At 33.3% G+C, this 19,757-nt stretch carries 22 protein-coding genes; 1 reads left to right on the forward strand and 21 read right to left on the reverse strand.

What is annotated here, in order from left to right; genetic code table 11:
• Positions 1–46: 46 nt before the first annotated feature.
• The 6 genes from QSV08_RS11490 to QSV08_RS11515 all read right to left on the reverse strand — a co-directional run bounded on the left by QSV08_RS11490 (position 47) and on the right by QSV08_RS11515 (position 8,994).
• Complete coding sequence (locus QSV08_RS11490) at positions 47–2,674, reverse strand: MGH1-like glycoside hydrolase domain-containing protein (protein WP_324023447.1); 2,628 nt, start codon at positions 2,672–2,674, stop codon at positions 47–49.
• 310 nt (positions 2,675–2,984) lie between these two features.
• Entirely contained in the window at positions 2,985–3,293 is a 309-nt protein-coding gene (locus QSV08_RS11495; RefSeq protein WP_324023448.1) for a hypothetical protein, read from the reverse strand.
• An 80-nt stretch (positions 3,294–3,373) separates the two neighbouring features.
• Entirely contained in the window at positions 3,374–4,660 is a 1,287-nt protein-coding gene (locus QSV08_RS11500) for an APC family permease (protein ID WP_324023449.1), read from the reverse strand.
• A 24-nt stretch (positions 4,661–4,684) separates the two neighbouring features.
• Complete coding sequence (locus tag QSV08_RS11505) at positions 4,685–5,233, reverse strand: GNAT family N-acetyltransferase (protein WP_324023450.1); 549 nt, start codon at positions 5,231–5,233, stop codon at positions 4,685–4,687.
• A 59-nt stretch (positions 5,234–5,292) separates the two neighbouring features.
• A complete protein-coding gene (locus tag QSV08_RS11510; protein WP_324023451.1) occupies positions 5,293–7,536 on the reverse strand; it encodes an ATP-binding protein in 2,244 nt (747 codons plus the stop codon).
• Between the two features lie 315 nt (positions 7,537–7,851).
• Complete coding sequence (locus tag QSV08_RS11515; protein ID WP_324023452.1) at positions 7,852–8,994, reverse strand: histidine decarboxylase; 1,143 nt, start codon at positions 8,992–8,994, stop codon at positions 7,852–7,854.
• A 169-nt stretch (positions 8,995–9,163) separates the two neighbouring features.
• On the opposite strand from QSV08_RS11515, the gene QSV08_RS11520 reads away from it, so the two are divergent.
• Complete coding sequence (locus tag QSV08_RS11520) at positions 9,164–9,616, forward strand: Lrp/AsnC family transcriptional regulator (protein ID WP_324023453.1); 453 nt, start codon at positions 9,164–9,166, stop codon at positions 9,614–9,616.
• Positions 9,617–9,676: 60 nt separating this feature from the next.
• On the opposite strand, the gene QSV08_RS11525 is transcribed toward QSV08_RS11520, so the two are convergent.
• From QSV08_RS11525 to QSV08_RS11595, 15 genes are all read right to left on the reverse strand, one after another.
• Positions 9,677–10,495, reverse strand: coding sequence for a hypothetical protein (locus QSV08_RS11525; RefSeq protein ID WP_324023454.1), 819 nt, complete (start codon positions 10,493–10,495; stop codon positions 9,677–9,679).
• A gap of 51 nt (positions 10,496–10,546) precedes the next feature.
• On the reverse strand, positions 10,547–11,134 hold the full coding sequence (locus QSV08_RS11530; protein WP_324023455.1) for a M23 family metallopeptidase: 588 nt from the start codon (positions 11,132–11,134) through the stop codon (positions 10,547–10,549).
• Between the two features lie 110 nt (positions 11,135–11,244).
• A complete protein-coding gene (locus tag QSV08_RS11535) occupies positions 11,245–11,679 on the reverse strand; it encodes a DMP19 family protein (RefSeq protein ID WP_324023457.1) in 435 nt (144 codons plus the stop codon).
• Positions 11,680–11,759: 80 nt separating this feature from the next.
• Entirely contained in the window at positions 11,760–12,821 is a 1,062-nt protein-coding gene (locus tag QSV08_RS11540) for an ankyrin repeat domain-containing protein (RefSeq protein ID WP_324023459.1), read from the reverse strand.
• A gap of 129 nt (positions 12,822–12,950) precedes the next feature.
• Complete coding sequence (locus QSV08_RS11545; RefSeq protein WP_324023460.1) at positions 12,951–13,505, reverse strand: hypothetical protein; 555 nt, start codon at positions 13,503–13,505, stop codon at positions 12,951–12,953.
• Between the two features lie 202 nt (positions 13,506–13,707).
• Entirely contained in the window at positions 13,708–14,730 is a 1,023-nt protein-coding gene (locus QSV08_RS11550; protein WP_324023462.1) for a hypothetical protein, read from the reverse strand.
• A gap of 48 nt (positions 14,731–14,778) precedes the next feature.
• A complete protein-coding gene (locus tag QSV08_RS11555; RefSeq protein ID WP_324023464.1) occupies positions 14,779–15,282 on the reverse strand; it encodes a phosphoribosylaminoimidazolesuccinocarboxamide synthase in 504 nt (167 codons plus the stop codon).
• Positions 15,283–15,302: 20 nt separating this feature from the next.
• Positions 15,303–15,953, reverse strand: a complete 651-nt coding sequence (locus QSV08_RS11560) for a peroxiredoxin-like family protein (RefSeq protein WP_324023466.1) — start codon at positions 15,951–15,953, stop codon at positions 15,303–15,305.
• A 74-nt stretch (positions 15,954–16,027) separates the two neighbouring features.
• Entirely contained in the window at positions 16,028–16,264 is a 237-nt protein-coding gene (locus QSV08_RS11565; protein WP_324023468.1) for a DUF7716 domain-containing protein, read from the reverse strand.
• Positions 16,265–16,434: 170 nt separating this feature from the next.
• A complete protein-coding gene (locus QSV08_RS11570) occupies positions 16,435–16,875 on the reverse strand; it encodes an SMI1/KNR4 family protein (RefSeq protein ID WP_324023470.1) in 441 nt (146 codons plus the stop codon).
• Positions 16,876–16,957: 82 nt separating this feature from the next.
• Positions 16,958–17,380: an NTF2 fold immunity protein gene (locus QSV08_RS11575; RefSeq protein WP_324023472.1), complete on the reverse strand. Its 423-nt coding sequence runs from the start codon at positions 17,378–17,380 to the stop codon at positions 16,958–16,960.
• An 82-nt stretch (positions 17,381–17,462) separates the two neighbouring features.
• A complete protein-coding gene (locus QSV08_RS11580) occupies positions 17,463–17,927 on the reverse strand; it encodes an Imm26 family immunity protein (protein WP_324023474.1) in 465 nt (154 codons plus the stop codon).
• A 12-nt stretch (positions 17,928–17,939) separates the two neighbouring features.
• The gene (locus QSV08_RS11585; RefSeq protein WP_324023476.1) at positions 17,940–18,353 is read right to left on the reverse strand and encodes a hypothetical protein; all 414 of its coding nucleotides are present in this window, start codon (positions 18,351–18,353) and stop codon (positions 17,940–17,942) included.
• A gap of 136 nt (positions 18,354–18,489) precedes the next feature.
• Entirely contained in the window at positions 18,490–19,170 is a 681-nt protein-coding gene (locus QSV08_RS11590) for an SMI1/KNR4 family protein (RefSeq protein ID WP_324023478.1), read from the reverse strand.
• Between the two features lies 1 nt (position 19,171).
• Positions 19,172–19,711, reverse strand: coding sequence for an SMI1/KNR4 family protein (locus tag QSV08_RS11595; RefSeq protein WP_324023480.1), 540 nt, complete (start codon positions 19,709–19,711; stop codon positions 19,172–19,174).
• Between the last annotated feature and the right edge of the window lie 46 nt (positions 19,712–19,757).

Consider the following 19,757-nt stretch of genomic DNA (forward strand, 5'->3'; position numbering starts at 1 on the left):
AGGTATTTTCATACCTCGCTTTCTTAGATTATATAAAAGTTTGATTTTAACTATTCTCGTCTAGCTCCATCACCAGGTTTGCAACCAAGGCAGTCCAACCAGTTTGATGAGACGCTCCTAAACCTTTACCAGAATCGCCATCAAAAAACTCATAAAAGAAATGTTCCTTCTTAAAGTGCTCATTTTTTGTAAATACTTTATTGGCATCTTCTGAGTGGTACACGAACTTACCATCTTCATTAGGTTCGAACAACTTAATTAATCGTTTAGAAATCTCATTTGCAATTTCGTTCAGATTCATTTTTTTACCAGACCCTGTAGGAAATTCATATACATATTCTTTGCCATAATACGAGTAGTATTTACGAAGCGATTGTACGATCATATAATTTAAAGGCAACCAAATTGGACCACGCCAGTTAGAATTACCACCGAACATATTTGAACGACTCTCGCCAGATTCATACGAAATTTGGTGATCCCCATTATGCTTAAATACGTACGGATGCTCTTCATGATATTTAGAAAGTGAGCGAATTCCGTAATCAGACAAAAACTCTTTCTCATCAAGTAAACGTACCAACAGTTTCTCTAATCGAAAGCCACGCATAATGGAAAATAGGTAATTACCATCTGAATTAAATTCTTCGATATTAGAAATTAAAGAAGCTAGATCTGGTCTTGTACGTACAATTTCTGCAGCTCGAGTCTTAAAATTCTTTAGTTCATCAAACAAATCCTTGTGAATAATCTCAACCGCAAACATGGGTATAATACCCACCAATGATCTTACTTTTAATCGGTCTGTATTTCCGTTCGACATTTCTACCACATCGTAATAGAAGTTATCCTCATCATCCCAAAGCGAAATATCTTTTTGTCCGATATGGTGCATTGCCCAAGCGATATTCAAAAAGTGTCTAAAGAATTTAGCCACACTATCTTCGTAGTTTGGGTTAATAGTTGCCATTTCTAATGACATACGTAGCATGTTCAAGGTAAACATCGCCATCCAACTGGTAGCATCTGCTTGTTGCATACGCGTAATTCCCTCTGGCATGTGGTTACGATCAAATACTCCGATATTATCCAAGCCTAAGAATCCGCCTTCAAAAAGGTTGGTTCCGCTTTTATCTTTTTGGTTCACCCACCAGGTAAAGTTGACCAATAATTTCTGATACGCTTTTTCTAAAAAGTCGGTATCGCCTTTACCGGTACGCTTTTTATCTTTCTCATAAACCGTCCACACTGCCCATGAATGCACAGGTGGGTTTACATCACTAAAATTCCATTCGTATGCCGGTATTTGTCCGTTGGGGTGCATGTAACTTTCCTTTAGCACCAACAGCAATTGCTCTTTAGCAAAATAAGGATCTATCTCAACGAAAGAAGCCATGTGAAAAGCAAGATCCCAAGCGGCATACCATGGGTATTCCCACTTGTCTGGCATTGAAATTACGTGCCTATTGGTCAAATGCTCCCATTGTGCATTTCTAGAATCATTTCTATGAGGTTTCGATTCTCCTGGACCGCCAAACAACCATTTATATACATCGTAGTAATAGAACTGCTTCGTCCAAAGTAAACCTGAGAATGCTTTTTTAGCAATCTCTCGTTGCTGAGCTGGAAGCTCCTTTTTTAAAATATTTCCATAAAATTCTTCACACTCTTGAATTCTCTTTTCAAAAATGGCATCGTAATTACCCCAAGGGTCAGCGAGTTTTTTTTTGCTAAGACGAACCTTTATTGTTTTTTCTTCTCCAGATTTTAAGCGGAGTTTATGCCACACCGCAAATTTGGATCCTTTTTTATCAGGATTCACAGTAGCTTGCCCATCTACCACATGGTCGTTAATACCATCTTTAACATAATCTACCTCATTAGGTACACCGTAAATACGTTGGTTGTTTGTTTCGTTTTCACAAAAAAGCTGATCTCCATTCTCATGATAAAAATAATAACGACCATTTCTAGTACTACGAGATTGTACCGAATTATCTGAGGTTGATTTCATCTCAGGACGTTCGAACCTATTATTATGTTTCCAGAAATTACGAAACCATAAATGCGGAAGCACATGAATATTCGCAGCTCTCGGACCTCTATTAATAACCGTTACTTTCATTAAAATATCACCAACATCTTCTTTGGCATATTCTATAAAACAGTCGAAATACGTATTATTATCAAATGCTTTGGTATCTAAAATTTCGAATTCAGATTGCTCGCGATTTCTACTTTTATTCTTTCTTACCAGCTCTGCATAAGGAAACTTCTTGTGCGGATACTTGTATAAATATTTGGCGTACGAATGCGTAGGCGTTGACACTTGATGAAAATAAAGCTCTTTTACATCTTCGCCATGGTTACCTTCATCATTGGTTAAACCAAAAAGACGTTCTTTTAATATGGAATCTTTACCGTTCCAAAAAGCAGGTGCTAGACATAGAATTTCTCTAGAATCACAGAATCCGCCAATACCTTCTTCCCCCCATCTATAGGCATTACTACGTGCTTTGTCATGACCGACAAAACTCCATGCATGCCCTTCTGGACTATAATCTTCCCTTACTGTACCCCATTGGCGCTCTGCCAAATAAGGACCCCATCTTTTCCAGTTTTTATAATTATCCTCAACGGCTAATCTTTCTTCCTCAGCATTCTTATGGACCATAAAGTCTTTTTCAATTATAAAATTCTTCCTTCAACCACAACTGCACAAAGGCAATTTAAAGGTTTGACAAATTTAATGTCCTACGACGGACGAATCGTTAAAAATACTATTTGTTATAGTATAAGATTGATTAACGCATTCAACAAGTGAATAGTATTACTTAATCGCAACTATTCAACCAATTACATTGTTAACTTGTTAAATTTAATACTGTTAAACTGTTAACATCATAAACTTAAATAATTCTATTTCGAAAAAATTTATAACAGATTGTTAGAAATACATAGCTTAAAACTATTTTATAAATGCGCTATCCACCTTGTCCGTTCTCTAAATTTATTGAAAAATAATAATACATAACTGCAATTATTATTAACGTAAGCACATAAAAAATAAGACGGTGCATTGCTTTTTTCTTGACAAAGTACAAGCTCATAAATACTATTAGATATAGGATGTTAACAGCTATAAAAATAGGAAATAGCAGCTCTTTACAAAAGACATCAAATTCTGTGAGGTGACCATCTGGAAAACCGATATTAGAATATGTGAAATACATAATCAACAATACAAATACACTGATAAAAACACCTACACCTGCAAATTTACGATTTGTCATTTTTTGTGCATCACTCTGTGCTTGCAAGGTCTTCTTCTTTGAAATTAATATTACGTAATGCCTTAAAAAAAGCGAACCAATTACACCACTTTCGGCTTTGTTACTTTGTATACAGTTTCAAGAATAAAACAAAAAACAATAATACCCAATGCGGTTAATACCCCTATTTTATTCTCAGAAAACTGCTGAATAATTAATGTCGAAAAAGCCAATAAACAGAGTACACTCGCCAGTAAATGAACATAACTTCTAGATTCTAGTTCTTTGTGCCTTTTGTAACCAATATAATTAACGATACAAAAAATCAACAAAAAGCCTGCACTACCAGCTGTTGATATACTTTTCAGATTAAACAGATTTACCAATGCAATTGACAGCAATGCCGTTATTAAAAACCCTACAGGTTTACCCCAAAACATATGGCAAAAATACTTCGGCAACTCGTCGTCTTCTGCGATGTCATAATTAACCCTGCCACTACCCAATACGGTAGCATTAATTGCTGAAAAAGTAGAAATCAAAGCCGTAACGGTCATTACGGTAAAACCAATTTGCCCTAAAGTTGGCTCTGCAGCTTTTGCCAACACATAATCTTGGGCATCTGCTATTTGATCAAATGGCAAGGCACCAACGGTTACAATAGCAATTAGAATATACAATATGATCACAAAGCCAACAGCACCAAAATAAGCCTTGGCAGTATTCTTCTCTCTATCTTTTAAATCTGCTACGGAATTTGCAATTAATTCAAAACCTTCATATGCAACAAAAATGACCATACCACCAGAAAGTATGAGCATAGGGCTCTCCCAATTTTCGGGTGATAATTGTTGTAAATTTTCTGGATGAGCAGACAACCCATAGAAACCTACACCAATAAATGCAACCAGAATACATAGTTTTATGATCACTGCCATAGACTCAATCTCACTAACCAGCTTAACACTTAAATAGTTGATGAGCAGTGCAATTAGTAATATGGATGTTTGAAATATACGCGTATCGATTTCTTTTGAACCTGAAACCGAAAGTAATTCGGTCGCATAAGATCCAAACGCCGATGCGTAGAGTGCTAGCATAACAATGTAACTAATCCACAACAGATTATTGATACCGCCAGCGAAAATTCCGTTTCCAAAGTGTTGATGCACGAACTTTACTGTACCACCATTCTCTGGATATTTCTTTGAAAGTTTAGCATACGAATATGCAGTTAGCAATGCAATTATACCCGCCCAAAGAAATGCTACCGGTGTTGCACCTTTAGCCAAGGCAACGGCAAGCCCAAGAACAGCAAAAATACCGCCACCGACCATACCGCCAATACCTATAGAGATAGCATCTTTGAGTCCGATTTTCTTATCCATTTCCCTGTTCTTTAAATCATATTATTAATTGCGCACATCAGTATCTAGAATGGCGTACTCAAAACTATCTGACCATCCGGATTGTAAGGGGAGAATCTTCCGCTTTCGACCTTCTTGTTTCATTCCTACTTTTTCCATCACCTTTGCCGAACCTATATTAGCTACTGCACAGCCTGCTTCTATTCGATGTAGCTGAAGCACATCAAATCCGTAGTTTAAAACCGCTTTTAAAGATTCTGTTGCATAGCCTTTATTCCAATAATCGAGATGTAATTTATACCAGACCTCAGCTCTGTTATATTTTTTGGGACCCAATCTTAATCCGAATAAACCAATAAATTCACCATTCGTTTTATGCTGAATAGCAAAGGTGTGATTTCTGATTTCTGTAGCGTTATTAGCTTCGAACCAAGGGGTTATCACCTCATGAGTTTCTTGTAAGTTTTCAGGTATACCAAGAGTATTAAACTCGTCTGTTTCGGGTAAGGAATGTAAGCGATGAATAACTTCTACATCTGCCATCTCAATTAACCTTAATGTTAATCGATCTGTTTGTATTTCGAGTTTGTTCATGGCTGATGTTATAAGTATTGAAACTACAAATGTATCCTCAAATATAAGTGAGGAAGATTTTAGTTAATAGGTAAATAAATGACAAAAGTAGAACCTTCATCTTTTTTACCAATGGCATGAATATAACCATTATGTTTTTCAACTATCTTTTTACAAATGGAGAGTCCGATACCTGTACCTGAATATTCGGTTTTTGAATGTAACCTTTGAAACACCTCAAAAATATTACTAGCAAACTCGGGTTCAAAGCCGATGCCATTATCTACAAATGAAATTTTGTAATAGTATTCTGTAGTCTTACTAAAGTTCTCTACAATTTCTGAGTTACGCACCTTTTTAGAGCTGATAATTATTTTGGGGGCTACATCACTTTTGCCATACTTAATAGAATTACTAATAAGATTCGTACACAGTTGTTCTATTTTAAAAGGTATACCCTGGATATTTGGTAGATTTTCATAAGAAATAGAGGTATCGGTTTCTTTAATGAGCTGCGAAAGTTCATCTTCAATTTTACTTATAATTTCATCTAGAGAAATATTTTCGAATTTTGAATTAACCTTATCTATTCTTGAATACGAAAGTAAATTCTGTATTAATTCTCGCATTCTAAACGTACCATCTTTAATCTTTCCAAAATAATTTTGAATACTGGCAGGCATACTCTGTTCACCATCGTCTTCTATTCGAGAAATAAACATTTGTATTTTACGCAAAGGCTCTTGCAAATCGTGACTTGCCACTCTATTAAAAGATTCTAGCTCTTCATTACTAATCTTCAATTTCTCATAACTATCGATAAGTGCTCTATCTTTTTCTACACGGCTGGTAATATCTTGAACAATACCGACTGAAACCGGTCTGTTATCTATTTCAACATATTTGCCCTTTAAATCTAAATGTTTTACTCCTTTTGTTTTGGTAATTACACGGTATGCAAAAACGGTAGAAGCTCCTTTCTCTTCAACGTTAGCACCTATCGACTCAAATATGGCAACATCTTCTGGATGTACAAATTCTTTATAAGAACTAAAAGTTACCTCAAAACTATTAGGCTCGACGCCAAGAATTCTATAAAAATTGTCAGAAACCGTTGCGGTACCATCATCTAAATACCAAATAAAACTACCGACACCAGCTACATTTTCAGCTTCTTTAAAAATGGTATTCTGAAGGCTTAAGTCTTCGTTCAGTTTTTGAAGCTCTTCTTCAGCCTTTTTAATTTTTGTGGTATCCCAGGCGGTATTGGTAATTCCGTTTGCAGATTTTACAATCGTGTTAAAAATGTATTTATTCTCACCTTCAAAAGTATACACACTTTCATGCTCTTGGGTATCGCCACTAACATAGCATTCTTTCATTATTTCAAAAAGACCATTCTCCAAAACCATTGGGTACATTTCTAACAAAGAATTACCAATTATATCATCTTGTTCTGATCCTGTTACTTTTTCTATGGCATTAGAGGTATACCTAAATTGAAAATCGGCGATATTCTTCTCTTTGTCAAAAATGGGTTCAAAATGGCTAATGACATTGTTAGAGCTTTTATAGACACCTTTTAAAAACTCTTCTGTTTCTTGTAATTTCTTGTTCTGAACAAAAACCTGACTATTTACCTCATTAATTTCGCCTTTCTGTTTATAGATACTGATAAAACCAATTAAAAAAATACCCAAAGCCGTTAGCGCAACCAATAAAGATGACATGGGCGTTAAAAACGATTGCGAGGTGTATTCTTCTTTACGAGCAACCATTAAATAGTTCTCTTCTGCGAGCATTCTATCTTTTATAACCTGAGACTCCGCAACAATTTTCGAAATTCGCTGATTACGTTTATAACGTAAACTGGCGAAATTAATAACAATACTATCTTTTACTTCTAAACTATCTGGCGCATTGGTAGCATCAACAATGGTTGTAGTGTCTATTTCAGTCTTAATTCTATCATGTAATAGTTGTAATGCCTTAACGCGCTCTTGTTGGGCATCGTTGTCTACCGTAAGTGTATTGAGCCTATCTAACGACTGACCCATTTCTGTCACCACAATGGCAGAGAGGTTACTTTCTTCAACTTCAATAAGTTTTTTAAGCTGAATGGCCTCTACCTCTAAGAATTTAGAAGAAAGCTCTACAATGGTACGCTGTACCTCTAGGGTGTGAGAAACTAGGTCTCCTGTTTTATGAAGTCTGTTCACCTGCTTATAACCTACACTAACGGTATACAGTAACAAGGCAATTGCCAAAACCAATAAGATAATATAGGTCTTTGCCGAACCGATAAGCGACTTTAACTTCATCATAATCTTACTAGAAAACAGGCTTTTCATTTTTAGTAACAGGTTAAAAGGGGGGTATTACCAATTATTAAAATTTCAATAAATGAATATACCTCATTTTAGTATGATCAGATTCAAATTTTTAAATTAATATGAAAAATGAATTTCTTGAACTAAAAATAACATACTGTAATACCTAATACGAACACCTAAAAATTTCTCTTAGAGTCGACTAGTATTCGGTAACATAGTATAGCACGAGTATTTAGTTTTGCAAAAACAAAAGCCCGATTTCGTTAATTATCGAAATCGGGCTTTTATAAAATTAGAACTTTCTATTTAATCTTGAAGTGCCAATGCATCAGTTTCTTTTTGAGCACTTTTATTTTGCTCTTCGACTATATCTTGAATAAACTCGTCTATTTGATCCTTAGTAACATTAGGCATACAAATTACGTGTGTAATGTCATCGGTCGCCAATTGCCATTTCTTTTTAATAGCATCGGCAACTTTAGGCAGCACAACAGTAATTGCCCCTTCGTTCTTCCAGGCGTTGATGCCTATTTTTAAAAGTTCTTGTTTACAATACTCGGCAGTTTCTAAACTATGACGATACCGTTCTTCTAAACCTTTTACACCCATTTTCTTTATGGCGTACCATAGAAACAACGGACTATGTCCGTTTCTTGACCCTGTAATGGTAGTGTCTAAAGAGCCTATATATGAAATACCCCTTGCTATACGATCTCTCAACGAACGCTTTGCAATTATAACACCAGAAGGAAACGGAGATCCTATAAATTTATGCCCACTGATTGAAATACTATCTGCACCATCTTGAAAATCAAAAGGAATTCGTGGTTCTATAAAAGGACCGTAAGAACCTGCCAAAGCTGCATCGCAATGTATATAGTGATTTTGAATAGCCAATTTCTTCAAAATTCTTTTCACCTTCGAAACATCATCTTTCGCCTCGGTCATAGTCGTACCAAATGTGGTTAGAATAATAGCCGGTTTATCTCTATTCAATTGCAAGGTATTCTCTAAATCATCATAATCTAGCTCGCCATTCTCTTGCGCCCTAATGGTTATACTTGGTAAGTTCAATAAATGAATATTCTTCTTTACGCTATAGTGGGTTGATTCTGAAAAATATACCATTGCCTTTGGGTGAGATTCTCTTGCCAAATACAAGCCGTACAAGTTACTTTCTGATCCACCATTGGTTACATACCCCCAAAAATCATTAGGATCTGCTCTGTATAATTTAGCAAAGAAATCGACCACTTCTCGCTCCATTTCATGTGTTTGAACCTTATACGTATTATCTTCATAAGGATCACCTACGTTGTTTATAGGATGCTTTAAAAACTCGTATAATCTTGAATAATCAAAATCTTTTGCAACTGGGTAACCTATAACTCTATCTTTCTCTTGAATTAGTTTGGTTAACAGCTCATCTATCTGTTGTTCGTTATTCATATTCATTGCGGTTTGTTATGCGTATTTTAATACTGTAAAATTACAATTACTGATAATAAATTACTTTATATAAAATATATACAGAATATTGAACTGATATACTTAATTTAACAGTTTTAAATAACTGTTTAACTCATTAATGGTTCGATTAACAGAAAAATAAACTGGCATGGATACAATCGATGGTAAAATTTTGATGCAACTTCAAGAAAATGCGAAGCAAAACACTAAAGAAATTGCGGCAAAAGTAGGATTAAGCGTTACCCCCACTTATGAAAGAATTAGAAAGTTAGAGCAGCAAGAAATTATTAAGTCATATGTTGCGCTTTTAGATAGAACCAAAATTGGGAAAGAATTAATTGCTTACTGTCAAGTGACCTTATCTCAGCATCAAAAGAAATTGGCAGACAAATTTAAAGAAGAAATACTGTTGTTGCCAGATATCATGGAATGTCATCAAGTATCTGGAAATTTTGATTTTCTATTGAAAATAGCGGTAGACGATATTGCCGAGTTTCATAAATTCTTAAATGAAAAACTATCCATTATAGATGGTATTTCTACTATACACAGTTCTTTTGTATTGAATTCTGTTAAGGACAGCACAACTTATAACCTGTAAGCTATATAGCCTTAAAATAGTTATATTGTACAGGTAACTCTTTTTTAAAAATGTATCTTTTTATGACTGCCTTCGTTGCTCAGAAAACATTTTTCTAATGGTATCTTGTATCGTGAATAAATTACTGACTGTATACACGCCAACAGATTCTTCTAAGTGACTACTATCTGGAGCCATAACCGAATTTTCGCTAGCCGATAATAAATGAATTTGATTTGCTAAATCTGGTTGATATTTCATGCCGTAGATAGCAAATTTAGAGGCATGTACCATACCATCATTATACTGCTGCCCTCTAGCTTTTTTTGTCTTTATATCTTCTAACTTTGGCGGCCTGTTAAACGTTTCATCATAAAACTCAATTACCGGACTTTCATTTATGCCTGTTAGCTTATGAATAAAAGCGATATAATAGGTGCCATCTATATTGATAGAAAAAAGATCATTCGCTCTAAAGAACGTAGTGTTCTTTTGCCTAGAAGGTTTTCTTTTTAATGCTGTAGGTTTCGTTTTTAAGAACTCTTTTATTTTTGGAGATTTTCTAAAAAAGTCATCACTTAAAACAACATTATCATTTAATACATCAATTGCTTCAAGAGCTTTCTCTGTTATGTGCTTATCTGAAAAACCATATTTATGCAGCAGGGTTGCTAATGTTAGGTAAACCTTTTCTTTATAGTATTTAGCCAATCCTGTTTCTGCTAGCAAAAAACAATTCCAACGGGTTAGCATTAAGGGTAGCACATACGATTCAACATCATCAAGACTACCGCCATTCTTTCTAGCCATACCTCGCGTAACTAGTCTGATGAGATCATCTTCTATGGACTCATTCAACTGTTCAAATCCGATTTTGTCTGTAATTTGTTTGTGCTTCATTTGAATCTTAAAAATTACGTATTAGCTTTTATTTATATCAGCTTCGTTTTATTATCGGTTGTTCTTAATAAACTCGGTCGGGTTTATGTACCCAGACGTGTTACTTGAATACCCACCACCGATCGGCAAACCTACTTCACTTCTTAGTTCTAAATGTAGGTGCGCTAAATACTGCCCACTATTATTTCCGATTGTACCGATCTTATCGCCTTTGTTTACATGGTCCCCTTCTTGAACGTCAATTTTAAGGCAATGGGCATAAAGAGATTCAATTTGAGTATCGGCATCTGTTTGATGTATAATTCTAATTACATTTCCCCATCCACCATTTATATCTTCAGCAAAAGAGACATAACCATTTGCGATGGCATATATAGAATCGCCTAAGTCTGTGTTACCACCACCTACTCCGTTCCAATCTTCTCCTAAATGATTATTTTCTCCGAACTTTTGGGCATTGTAATAACCGCTAGCATTTGGTTTACCAACAGGAAAATCAAAACCATTTGTCAATTTTACCGAGTCTTTTTTTACAGGTTTAACAGCTACTACCACAATGTCCTTTGTCTTTTTTTGCACTTCAGATTTACAACCAAAAAGACCAATAGACAGTAAGAAAGCGAAAAGAATGTTTTGCATGGTTGTGTATTATAGTGTTTAAATAAAAAGCACAGAAAGTGTATTTAAATATTTTACTTTTTTAAAAACTTAAATAAATAGTTGTGCCAGATTATTTGCAATTCGCACGATTAGGCTAGGTATACGTCATATGCTATTTTCTGAATATCATCTACATTTGTCCAGTATAGCTCGTCTAGTTCATTCAGTCGGTTATCTTCAGCTTCTGTTATATATTCAGGCAAATATTTAGGAATATCCCAAAGAGCTTTTACCCTGTCATCATCTTTTAATTTTGAAATGATTTTTTCACATTCTGTTATTAACGCAAGAGATTTTACAGCCTCAATCTTTTTCAGCACTTTTTGAGTCTCTACAAAGTTTTCGTAACCCCAATTGCAGAAAAACTGCATAAATCCGCCATTGTACATATCAGCTTCTAATCGCCATATTCTTACCACCTCTTGCTCAGGTACAGTCATTTTACTTAAATCACCATCAAATTCACTAAAAAGCTTATCAACAACATCAAAAGAATACTTTTCAAATTCCGCTCTAATATCCATTACTATATTTTTTTGTTATTTTTTTTGATCAATTAAAACTTAATTATTGAAGCCTTAGAAATTTTCAACCCTCATTTTAACTAGAAAATTTTTTCTATATGCATACTAGGATCTTTCATAAAATCTTTAAAACTGCATAGGTCATTTAACTCATCATGTTCTAAATCAAAACAAGCTATTTTTTGTGTTTTAGGATTCCATACTAATATAATATGCTCGTATTCACCAGAAGATTTTGAAAGTCTTAAAAGCTTTTTTCTACCATGTTTTAATGGAACTATATTAACCAGTGAAAAGAAGTTAAAGTATTCAAAATCACTTTCAGGTAAAGCAAGATGCAAATTATCACCATTTAAAAATTCAATTAAGTCTTTAGATAATTTATAGGGCTCTAATTCACCTAACTTATATTCTAAACTATGAAATTTTTTGGGTTCTAGCGACTTGAAATATTCTGCCATTTCATTATCATCTTTTTCTAATGCAATTTGATAGGGTCTTAGTCCGTCTTTTTCAGCTATGGTTACATCGGCACCATGCTCAACTAGGTATTTGCACATTTTTAGATTTACATACCGAGCTGCCACACATAGTGGTGTTGGCATAAAAGAATACACCATATCTGGTTTGTTATAGTTTATATCTACATTATTAGAGATAAAAAAATCTATGGCTTTGTGGTTTTGATCACTAACCACTTTTCTAAAAGCCTTACCACCATATTCATTTACCGTGTAGCCTAAACTATGAATTATAGGTAAATTTTCAATTCTATTACCATAAAGCGCCTGTTCGAATGCGTCAGATTTTACATTGTTAACCAGGTTAATTTTGGCACCGTGCGCTACAACATATCTAATAATTTCTTCATTGCAATAACGAACAGCTCTCAGAAAACTAGGATTGCCTTTTGAGTTGAGATCAGCATTATGTTCCACCAGCCATTTTACAGATGCAAACGACTCCATTATTAAAGCTAAATCTAGAGGAGATTCTTCACTATACTCACCTATTTCTATAAGCTCATTAACATTCCACCCCTGCTGTAAATGGGTATCTAATGCATCTGTATTGCCTTGAATTATGTCTGATACTATTTGAGGAACACTTTCAAATGACCCTATATCTTTTAATTTTATCATTCTTACAGTTTTCTATAGTTGCCTGAGTCTGCTTATTAGTAATTAAAATATGGCAACTTTTTAATGTCTATGTTATTTATTGTCGAAACTCATTATTAACCCTAATGCAATGCTTACCCTCGTCTTGGTTTACTTTAAAATTTCAGGAAAATCTACCTCTTTAAATTCTTCAGCGTCATCAATATCAAATGGAATTGGCTCAAGATGCGCGTGAAATTCATCATATATTTCACCTGTGCCTTTTTTGATCTTATAGCTAGACTCTTGAGATTCTGATACTACTTCAATAGCATAAAAATCTTCATTCTCACGAATAATCAAATCATCTTCAAAACCTTCTAAATTACCAATTGCATGTTTTACAAAATCGATATGCTTATTGATATCTTCTGTTGATTTAAAATAGGGAATCGTTCGTTCAGTGGAATAATTGTAAGGATTTGCAACGGAGTTTTTATACGTCGTTTGCGTAGTAATATTCACCCCAACATCAAAATAGTAGATTGTATTTATAGGAAGGTATTTATATTGATTTCTTAAAGAAACATATACTTCTTTACCATTTGTCAATACTGTGGCTGATGAAAAATTTTCAAGACTTACATTACCTCCGATTGACTTTAGCGCAGATGCAACAATTTCATCTTTTCCCAATTTAATAAGCACTTCTACCTCTTTTGTCATTTTAGGACTATTTTGATGGGTTTGCTGAGAATGACAGACTGAACCGGTTTGCATGAACAGAATAAAAATAAAGCATTTAATGATTCTCATTATGTATAAGCTAAAAGATTAAAGAATTTATAAACTATAACCATAGTTAATTTCACTCATTTTAGAACGTTTTTAACGTCTGCTAAATTGCTTGAATGTCTATTCAAGATTACTATTCTTTTCTTATAAAATTTATAGTATCGCTACCGTCGGTATAGTTCGAAGTTTCATAAAAACGTGAACTAAACCTTCTTTCAACAGTCATAGTTGAATCTGACACACTCAAAATGCGCCATTCTTTCTGATAACCTATTAAATCGGTTCTCAAACTAATCAAGGACAGTACTTTATTTCTCCTATTAAGTTTGTATGAAGTTGAGTCTATACCTAGAAAAAAATGTTTTATTTGATTATCTGAAATTTCGTAATAGGGAGGCCAAAGTGAATCGTGAGCAGGGTTTATTAAAGGCGGAGGCGGTGGCAAATTTTTAGTATCAATACCAACCCATTGATCTTCCGTCCATGTACCTAACATCTTTTCAGATAGTAACTTTAATTCCTCATTCTCGATATCAATTTTTTCTTGCATTTCTTCGTTGGTATAACCCGTTATAAAAATATTACCTATTTGGTTTTTGGCTAAGAAAATGCCATAACCCATTACTATAGCAGCGGAATACCACATCAATTTTTTAGATTTAAAATATTGAGAAGGTTTCAACCAATTGAAAAGAAAAATGAAACCAGGAAGAAGAAATGGCGTATAACCATAAAAATTTTCGAGATTTATTCTATAATCTCTGTAAAGCAAAGTACTACTTACTGATATAAACTTTGTTAATACAAATAGAACCAACATGAATATGAACATTGAATTCGTATTCGCAATTCTATTTTTAAATGTGATTTTTCTATTTACAGAAATAGGTTTACTAGTCCATATATACATCGTAATACAAAACCCAAGTGCTGACGATGTAAATGCAAGTAAAAATGAATTATAAGAGCTTAAAGTAAAACTATCGAGACTTAAATTATAATGATCACTTAAATTGAGTACTATAAAAAAACTAGAATCAATAAGTCTTAACCAAATATTCAAGTAAAAACCATATACAAATCCCAACAAAATACCCCAGTAGAACCTGAATTTCCCGATGTCGTTAATAGTAAGTTTTATTTTTATTTTTTTCAAACAGTTATTTTGGTTTATCTATTAGATGATTTAGTTATTGATAAATTTTTAAATATCCAGTAATTTCTCTTCTCTCATTACTTGCAAAGCAATCTCCGTCTCTTTCGATGCATTATTCAATGATCCTGGCAGCATGATTAATCGCTTCTTAATTTTTTGATTTTCATCTTCAAAAACAACGATAAATCGCGCACGCGTTAGTCCGAATATTGCTTTTTTAAATTTGACACTTTTAATTTTATCTCTTTCAATACTTGATGTTGCCGAATTATTTAAGCTAGTTAGTATTCCATATACTAAATAAAGACCAAATAATCCGAATAACACAGTACTAAAGGTTTCTCCTCTTTGAAAACCGTCATAAGCTGAATAAAATAAAAATGCAGAAATACCCCCGTAAATTAACATTACTCGCGTTATGCTTTTACCTACCACTGCTTTTGAAATGTTACCAATTATACCATCTCTAGTCAATATAATACTATCGGGTAAAATATGACAAAAACCCGTTTTCGTTTTAAATCTTTTTTCTTCGCCGTTCACTGTTTTCATTTATAAGATGAAATTAGTTCTTAAGACAACTCTTTCAAAGCCGCTATAATCTCTTCCGGTTCTGAACGTGTTCTATAATCTACATTGACATAGCTCCATTGAACCACACCATCACTACTTAAAATAAAGGTTGCCGGTATTGGCAATACACTACCATTTCCATTATTAATTGCCGCTAAATCTAGATTACGATCTACACGCATATGATCTAACAAAAACTCTGGAACTTCCCATGCCACTCCGAACTCTGAAGCCACTTTTGCATCTTGATCGGACAATACTATAAAATCCATTTCATTGATTTCACTTTTTGTCAATGACCCATCTGGTACTTGCGGACTTATAGCAACCAATGTAGCACCTAGCTCATGAATTTCACCTAATCTCGCTTGTAAAGCTCTAAGTTGCAAGTTGCAATACGGACACCAATCTCCGCGATAAAAAGTAACGACAACAGTACCTTTTTCTAATAAATTGTCTAATGCTATTAATTCCCCCTCTGGGTTAGGAAGTTTAAAATCTGGAGCTTTTTGCCCAATTTTAATCGCATTTGCTCCTTTTTCAAAAGCTTTTGCCTCCTCTATAACTTCATCTACACCCTTCATGAATTCAGGTTTCGCTAATCTACCTGATGCAATTTTAGCATCGGTTTGCTCTTTTAAACTTTTCATACTATTTAATTATTGACAACTTTTAGCCTCTAAAGGCTATAATTAATTCAAAATATATTTATGTCGTTTTTCAATCATTCAATTGTCAAGAAATTATCGTTTTGCAGATAAAAATCTAAAGATATAACTAGCTGACCTATGGTAACTTTTGTTTTATCTTCATCTTTTTGGTGAATCGTATTAAGAACGACATCTTCTATTAATTGACCAGAACAATAAAATTCTAGTCCATTATCGATAACAAATTTAGGATGAATTTCATTGTCGTTATCATCAATATCAATTCCTTCATTTGAGATGAAACAGTCCATATCTTTTGAAGTTTTTACGCTATCATCTTTCAGATATAAATTATAATTATCCATGACAAATTCTTCATTCGAATTCAAAATGAATTCGAATATTTCGGCAAGGGTATATTTCTTAGAATTTTCTAATATTCTCATAAAAGTAAAAATTACAACTATTTCGGCAGCTAGCTTTATTCTCGTTCATCTTGTCCATTATCGTCAATTAGCATTTGCTCACGAATATATTCTTTGAAGGTTTTATTGGTTTCACATATTGTACCGTCTTCGTGCCAAAATTCTACCACTAATTCAGGGTTGTTGTCAAAATCAAACCCTGAAAAGTCTCCGCAATAATTATCCCCAAAAAATTTAATTCCAGAACCTAACTCATCATAGTGTTCTGCAAGACCTAGGTCGTCTAAATTAAACAAGTAGTTTTGAACAACAAATTGACATTCTCTAAAATTCCCACTTCCTATTTCCTTAAGATAATCGATATAGTCATCTGATAATTTAGGGTATTCTTCTAATAACTTTTTTATTTCTGTTTCACTTAATTTTTCTCTAAGATTGGTAGCATCACTTTTATTTTCATTCTGAGCTAAAAATTCTTTTTCAAAATTATACTTCATTTGATTTCTATTTTTTTCAAAAATTAAACACCACTACTAATATTATTTAGCTAAGTTTTAAAGGCACTTTTTTAGTTAATTTTTATAAGTGTAAAGTATCCCATTTTTCTTGTTTGTACCACTTATACTTTGAACTGTCAATTTTCCATTCTCCAGACTTTTTCAAGAGAACAAATAAATATTCTGCATCAAAAGCGTTTTTAGTTTTAAAATAAACTTCAGCTCTACTTTTTGTTTTCAATTCCGTTTTTTGTTCGATGGAATCTTCTATGCCGTCATATTCAGCTGGCTCTCCATAAGAATCGCCTTGACCGCCATAACTTCTTTTTTTATTGGTGCAGTATTTATTAAAAATGCCTAGATACTTTTCTTTATACTCAGGAAAGTAATCTGTACCCGGATTCTCATCATCTAATTTCGAAAACCTCAACTCAAGAGTATTCATTTGGGTAGCATACTCCAGAGAACTATTAATTAACTCATTTTGCAAATCTGTATCGGTCATCTCTTTGATTTTATTCAATTACCTGCAACAACTACTCTATTATGATAATATCAATTTTCAACTAGTAAAATTATATTCGAAACTAATCAGAACCACTATTCTTATCTCTCCAAAATTTGATAATTTTCTTTATTTGAAAATCGCCCTTCGGACTATATGGTGGATATCGATTACCATCATTTTCTTTCATTGCTTCTTGATTACCAAAAATATCTATTAATGTTAAATTCGTTTTGTCTCCGTACTTAAATTTTGTTGCCTCATCTTTAGTTGGTAAAAAATCTTTCTGCTTACTTTCAACTTCCCAATCACCTTCATTTCTAAGCCAAAAAATTGAATATGAATCAATAATTTGCGGGCTTAATAATCTAGACTGAAAATTTACTTTAGTGTACTGACTTTGACTATCAGCTATAAAATCAAAAATCTCAATACAATGACCTATACTTACTTTAGTTAAAACTCTTGCGAAAGCATATTCATTATTATCTAGATTAATACTAAGAATATCACCTGTATCTAATTTTAGTTTTTTCTTTCTGCTCATTACACCATTGATTTACTTACTAGGTTTTATAAACTCAATATCTAATACATCACGTAATCTAACTAAACTCGATTTAGATAAAATCTTAAATGCTATTGCAATAAAAACATATCTTATCATTAGCATTTGCCCAAATGCAACTATAATAAAACTTGGAGAAAATTCTTCTACTTTAGAAAAGACAAGAACACTGAACCCAATCAAAGGAAAACATAACATCATGGTCAATAATACTTTAAACACTGTATGTATTTCAACATTTACATAAATCTCTTCTGCTAAAATCTCGCCAGTCATTACACAAAAAGCACCTTTACCTATTGTTGACGATATAATTTTAAATTTATTTTCACTTATGGTTCCTCGGAATGATTTGTTGGTATATTCAGAAGTTAGGTAATCAGACTTTTCAGTTCTTCTTTTCAACCTTGCTAAGGTTTCTGCCTGACTATCTATTAACTTGAAATGTTATTCTTTAGTAGGAAAAAAATTCATGTTTTAATTTGAGAATATCTACTTAGTTTGGGTTTAATTCTATTTATAGCGATTGTTAATTATACGTTTACTCCAGCGCTTTTAATTTCTGTTCAATTACTTTCTTAGATTTAATAAAGGTTTTTAAATCTATATCACCTTTAGTTCTACTTTCATGAAGCGCACTAAGTGCTATTCTAAGTTCTGATAGTTTTGCATTCTTTTCAATTCTATTTTTTCGACTATCGTTCAATACAATTTTAGATTGTTTATCATCAATTTCACTATCAATATTTATAGTTTTACGTAGCACTTCGTCAAGTGTATTACCTAAAAAACAAGTTAATTCATCATCACCTACACAGCTTGCGTGAACTGCAGCAATACTTGGCTTTAGGCGATTGTCTTCAAAATTATAAACATAGAAAGTGCCACCACCGTTAAAAGCGATAGGTAACATCTTTGGTGCGTATTTTATAAAACCGTAATTTATATAAAACTCTCTTATGGTTGCGATATCAAAATAACCAAACTCTCTTTCTTCGTTAACGATTAATCCGCCATTAGAATACTCTAAAAGTGCGCTATATTCTTCTGGTAATTCTAAGAAATCTGGAACTTGAAAATCTTTACAATGCAGACCTTTGGCTATACTCTTCGCTATAAATTCAAATTCCTTTTCAGAGCAAGCTCGAGTAAAAAAGCTGTTAGGAATTTGCTCTTTCAAACCTTCTTGTTTTTCTAGAAAATCGTGTTTTAAATACCACATATTATCGCTCTTTATGTAATGGCTTAAATTGTTTAGGCAAAGGGCTTTCACTGAAAGGAAATACACTTCGAAAATCTCGTTCTGACGTTATTTTGTCAAATAATTCATTAAGACTAGATGCTACCTTTGCAAAAGGTAACCCCTTGAAATTGGTCATATAAATATCATACTCGTTATTATTATAAGTGCTTATATCCCAAAAGAGATAATCTCCATTTTCACTGACACTAAAAGGCATAAGATCTTTCAATTTACTATACGCCACATTAGGCCCAAAATCGAACCAAAGTTCTTCTTCATCATCTAAAACGTCTTGATAAGTGGCAATCACCTCTTTACTCCGCACAAAAAAGGAATCTCCATACATATTCATCGGTATGTAGATTATAAATAAATTACAAGTAACTCCGTATCCATACTTTTTGACAAATTCTTTATAAGACGCGGGAAAACCTTTGCCGTTCTTAAATACATACGTTTCTAAAGCGTCAAGATCACCTTTCTCTAAACAATCGCCTGTAGTTATTAAATCGAAACTCATGTTGTAAAATCTGTATTTAGTGTTTGCCTACTTTAAGGCAAATTGC

Origin of the sequence: Maribacter sp. BPC-D8 (genome assembly GCF_035207705.1) — a bacterium.
Classification (GTDB): domain Bacteria; phylum Bacteroidota; class Bacteroidia; order Flavobacteriales; family Flavobacteriaceae; genus Maribacter.

Bases quoted from the DNA above. Each gene is read 5' to 3' on its own strand.
- QSV08_RS11555 (WP_324023464.1), bottom strand. From the start codon at position 15,282: ATGAAAACAGTGAACGGCGAAGAAAAAAGATTTAAAACGAAAACGGGT.
- QSV08_RS11520 (WP_324023453.1), top strand. From the start codon at position 9,164: ATGGATACAATCGATGGTAAAATTTTGATGCAACTTCAAGAAAATGCG.
- QSV08_RS11580 (WP_324023474.1), bottom strand. From the start codon at position 17,927: ATGAGCAGAAAGAAAAAACTAAAATTAGATACAGGTGATATTCTTAGT.
- QSV08_RS11525 (WP_324023454.1), bottom strand. From the start codon at position 10,495: ATGAAGCACAAACAAATTACAGACAAAATCGGATTTGAACAGTTGAAT.
- QSV08_RS11490 (WP_324023447.1), bottom strand. From the start codon at position 2,674: ATGGTCCATAAGAATGCTGAGGAAGAAAGATTAGCCGTTGAGGATAAT.
- QSV08_RS11530 (WP_324023455.1), bottom strand. From the start codon at position 11,134: ATGCAAAACATTCTTTTCGCTTTCTTACTGTCTATTGGTCTTTTTGGT.
- QSV08_RS11540 (WP_324023459.1), bottom strand. From the start codon at position 12,821: ATGATAAAATTAAAAGATATAGGGTCATTTGAAAGTGTTCCTCAAATA.
- QSV08_RS11575 (WP_324023472.1), bottom strand. From the start codon at position 17,380: ATGACCGATACAGATTTGCAAAATGAGTTAATTAATAGTTCTCTGGAG.
- QSV08_RS11565 (WP_324023468.1), bottom strand. From the start codon at position 16,264: ATGGACTGTTTCATCTCAAATGAAGGAATTGATATTGATGATAACGAC.
- QSV08_RS11495 (WP_324023448.1), bottom strand. From the start codon at position 3,293: ATGACAAATCGTAAATTTGCAGGTGTAGGTGTTTTTATCAGTGTATTT.
- QSV08_RS11505 (WP_324023450.1), bottom strand. From the start codon at position 5,233: ATGAACAAACTCGAAATACAAACAGATCGATTAACATTAAGGTTAATT.
- QSV08_RS11590 (WP_324023478.1), bottom strand. From the start codon at position 19,170: ATGTGGTATTTAAAACACGATTTTCTAGAAAAACAAGAAGGTTTGAAA.
- QSV08_RS11560 (WP_324023466.1), bottom strand. From the start codon at position 15,953: ATGAAAAGTTTAAAAGAGCAAACCGATGCTAAAATTGCATCAGGTAGA.
- QSV08_RS11510 (WP_324023451.1), bottom strand. From the start codon at position 7,536: ATGATGAAGTTAAAGTCGCTTATCGGTTCGGCAAAGACCTATATTATC.
- QSV08_RS11535 (WP_324023457.1), bottom strand. From the start codon at position 11,679: ATGGATATTAGAGCGGAATTTGAAAAGTATTCTTTTGATGTTGTTGAT.
- QSV08_RS11545 (WP_324023460.1), bottom strand. From the start codon at position 13,505: ATGACAAAAGAGGTAGAAGTGCTTATTAAATTGGGAAAAGATGAAATT.
- QSV08_RS11515 (WP_324023452.1), bottom strand. From the start codon at position 8,994: ATGAATAACGAACAACAGATAGATGAGCTGTTAACCAAACTAATTCAA.
- QSV08_RS11570 (WP_324023470.1), bottom strand. From the start codon at position 16,875: ATGAAGTATAATTTTGAAAAAGAATTTTTAGCTCAGAATGAAAATAAA.
- QSV08_RS11595 (WP_324023480.1), bottom strand. From the start codon at position 19,711: ATGAGTTTCGATTTAATAACTACAGGCGATTGTTTAGAGAAAGGTGAT.
- QSV08_RS11500 (WP_324023449.1), bottom strand. From the start codon at position 4,660: ATGGATAAGAAAATCGGACTCAAAGATGCTATCTCTATAGGTATTGGC.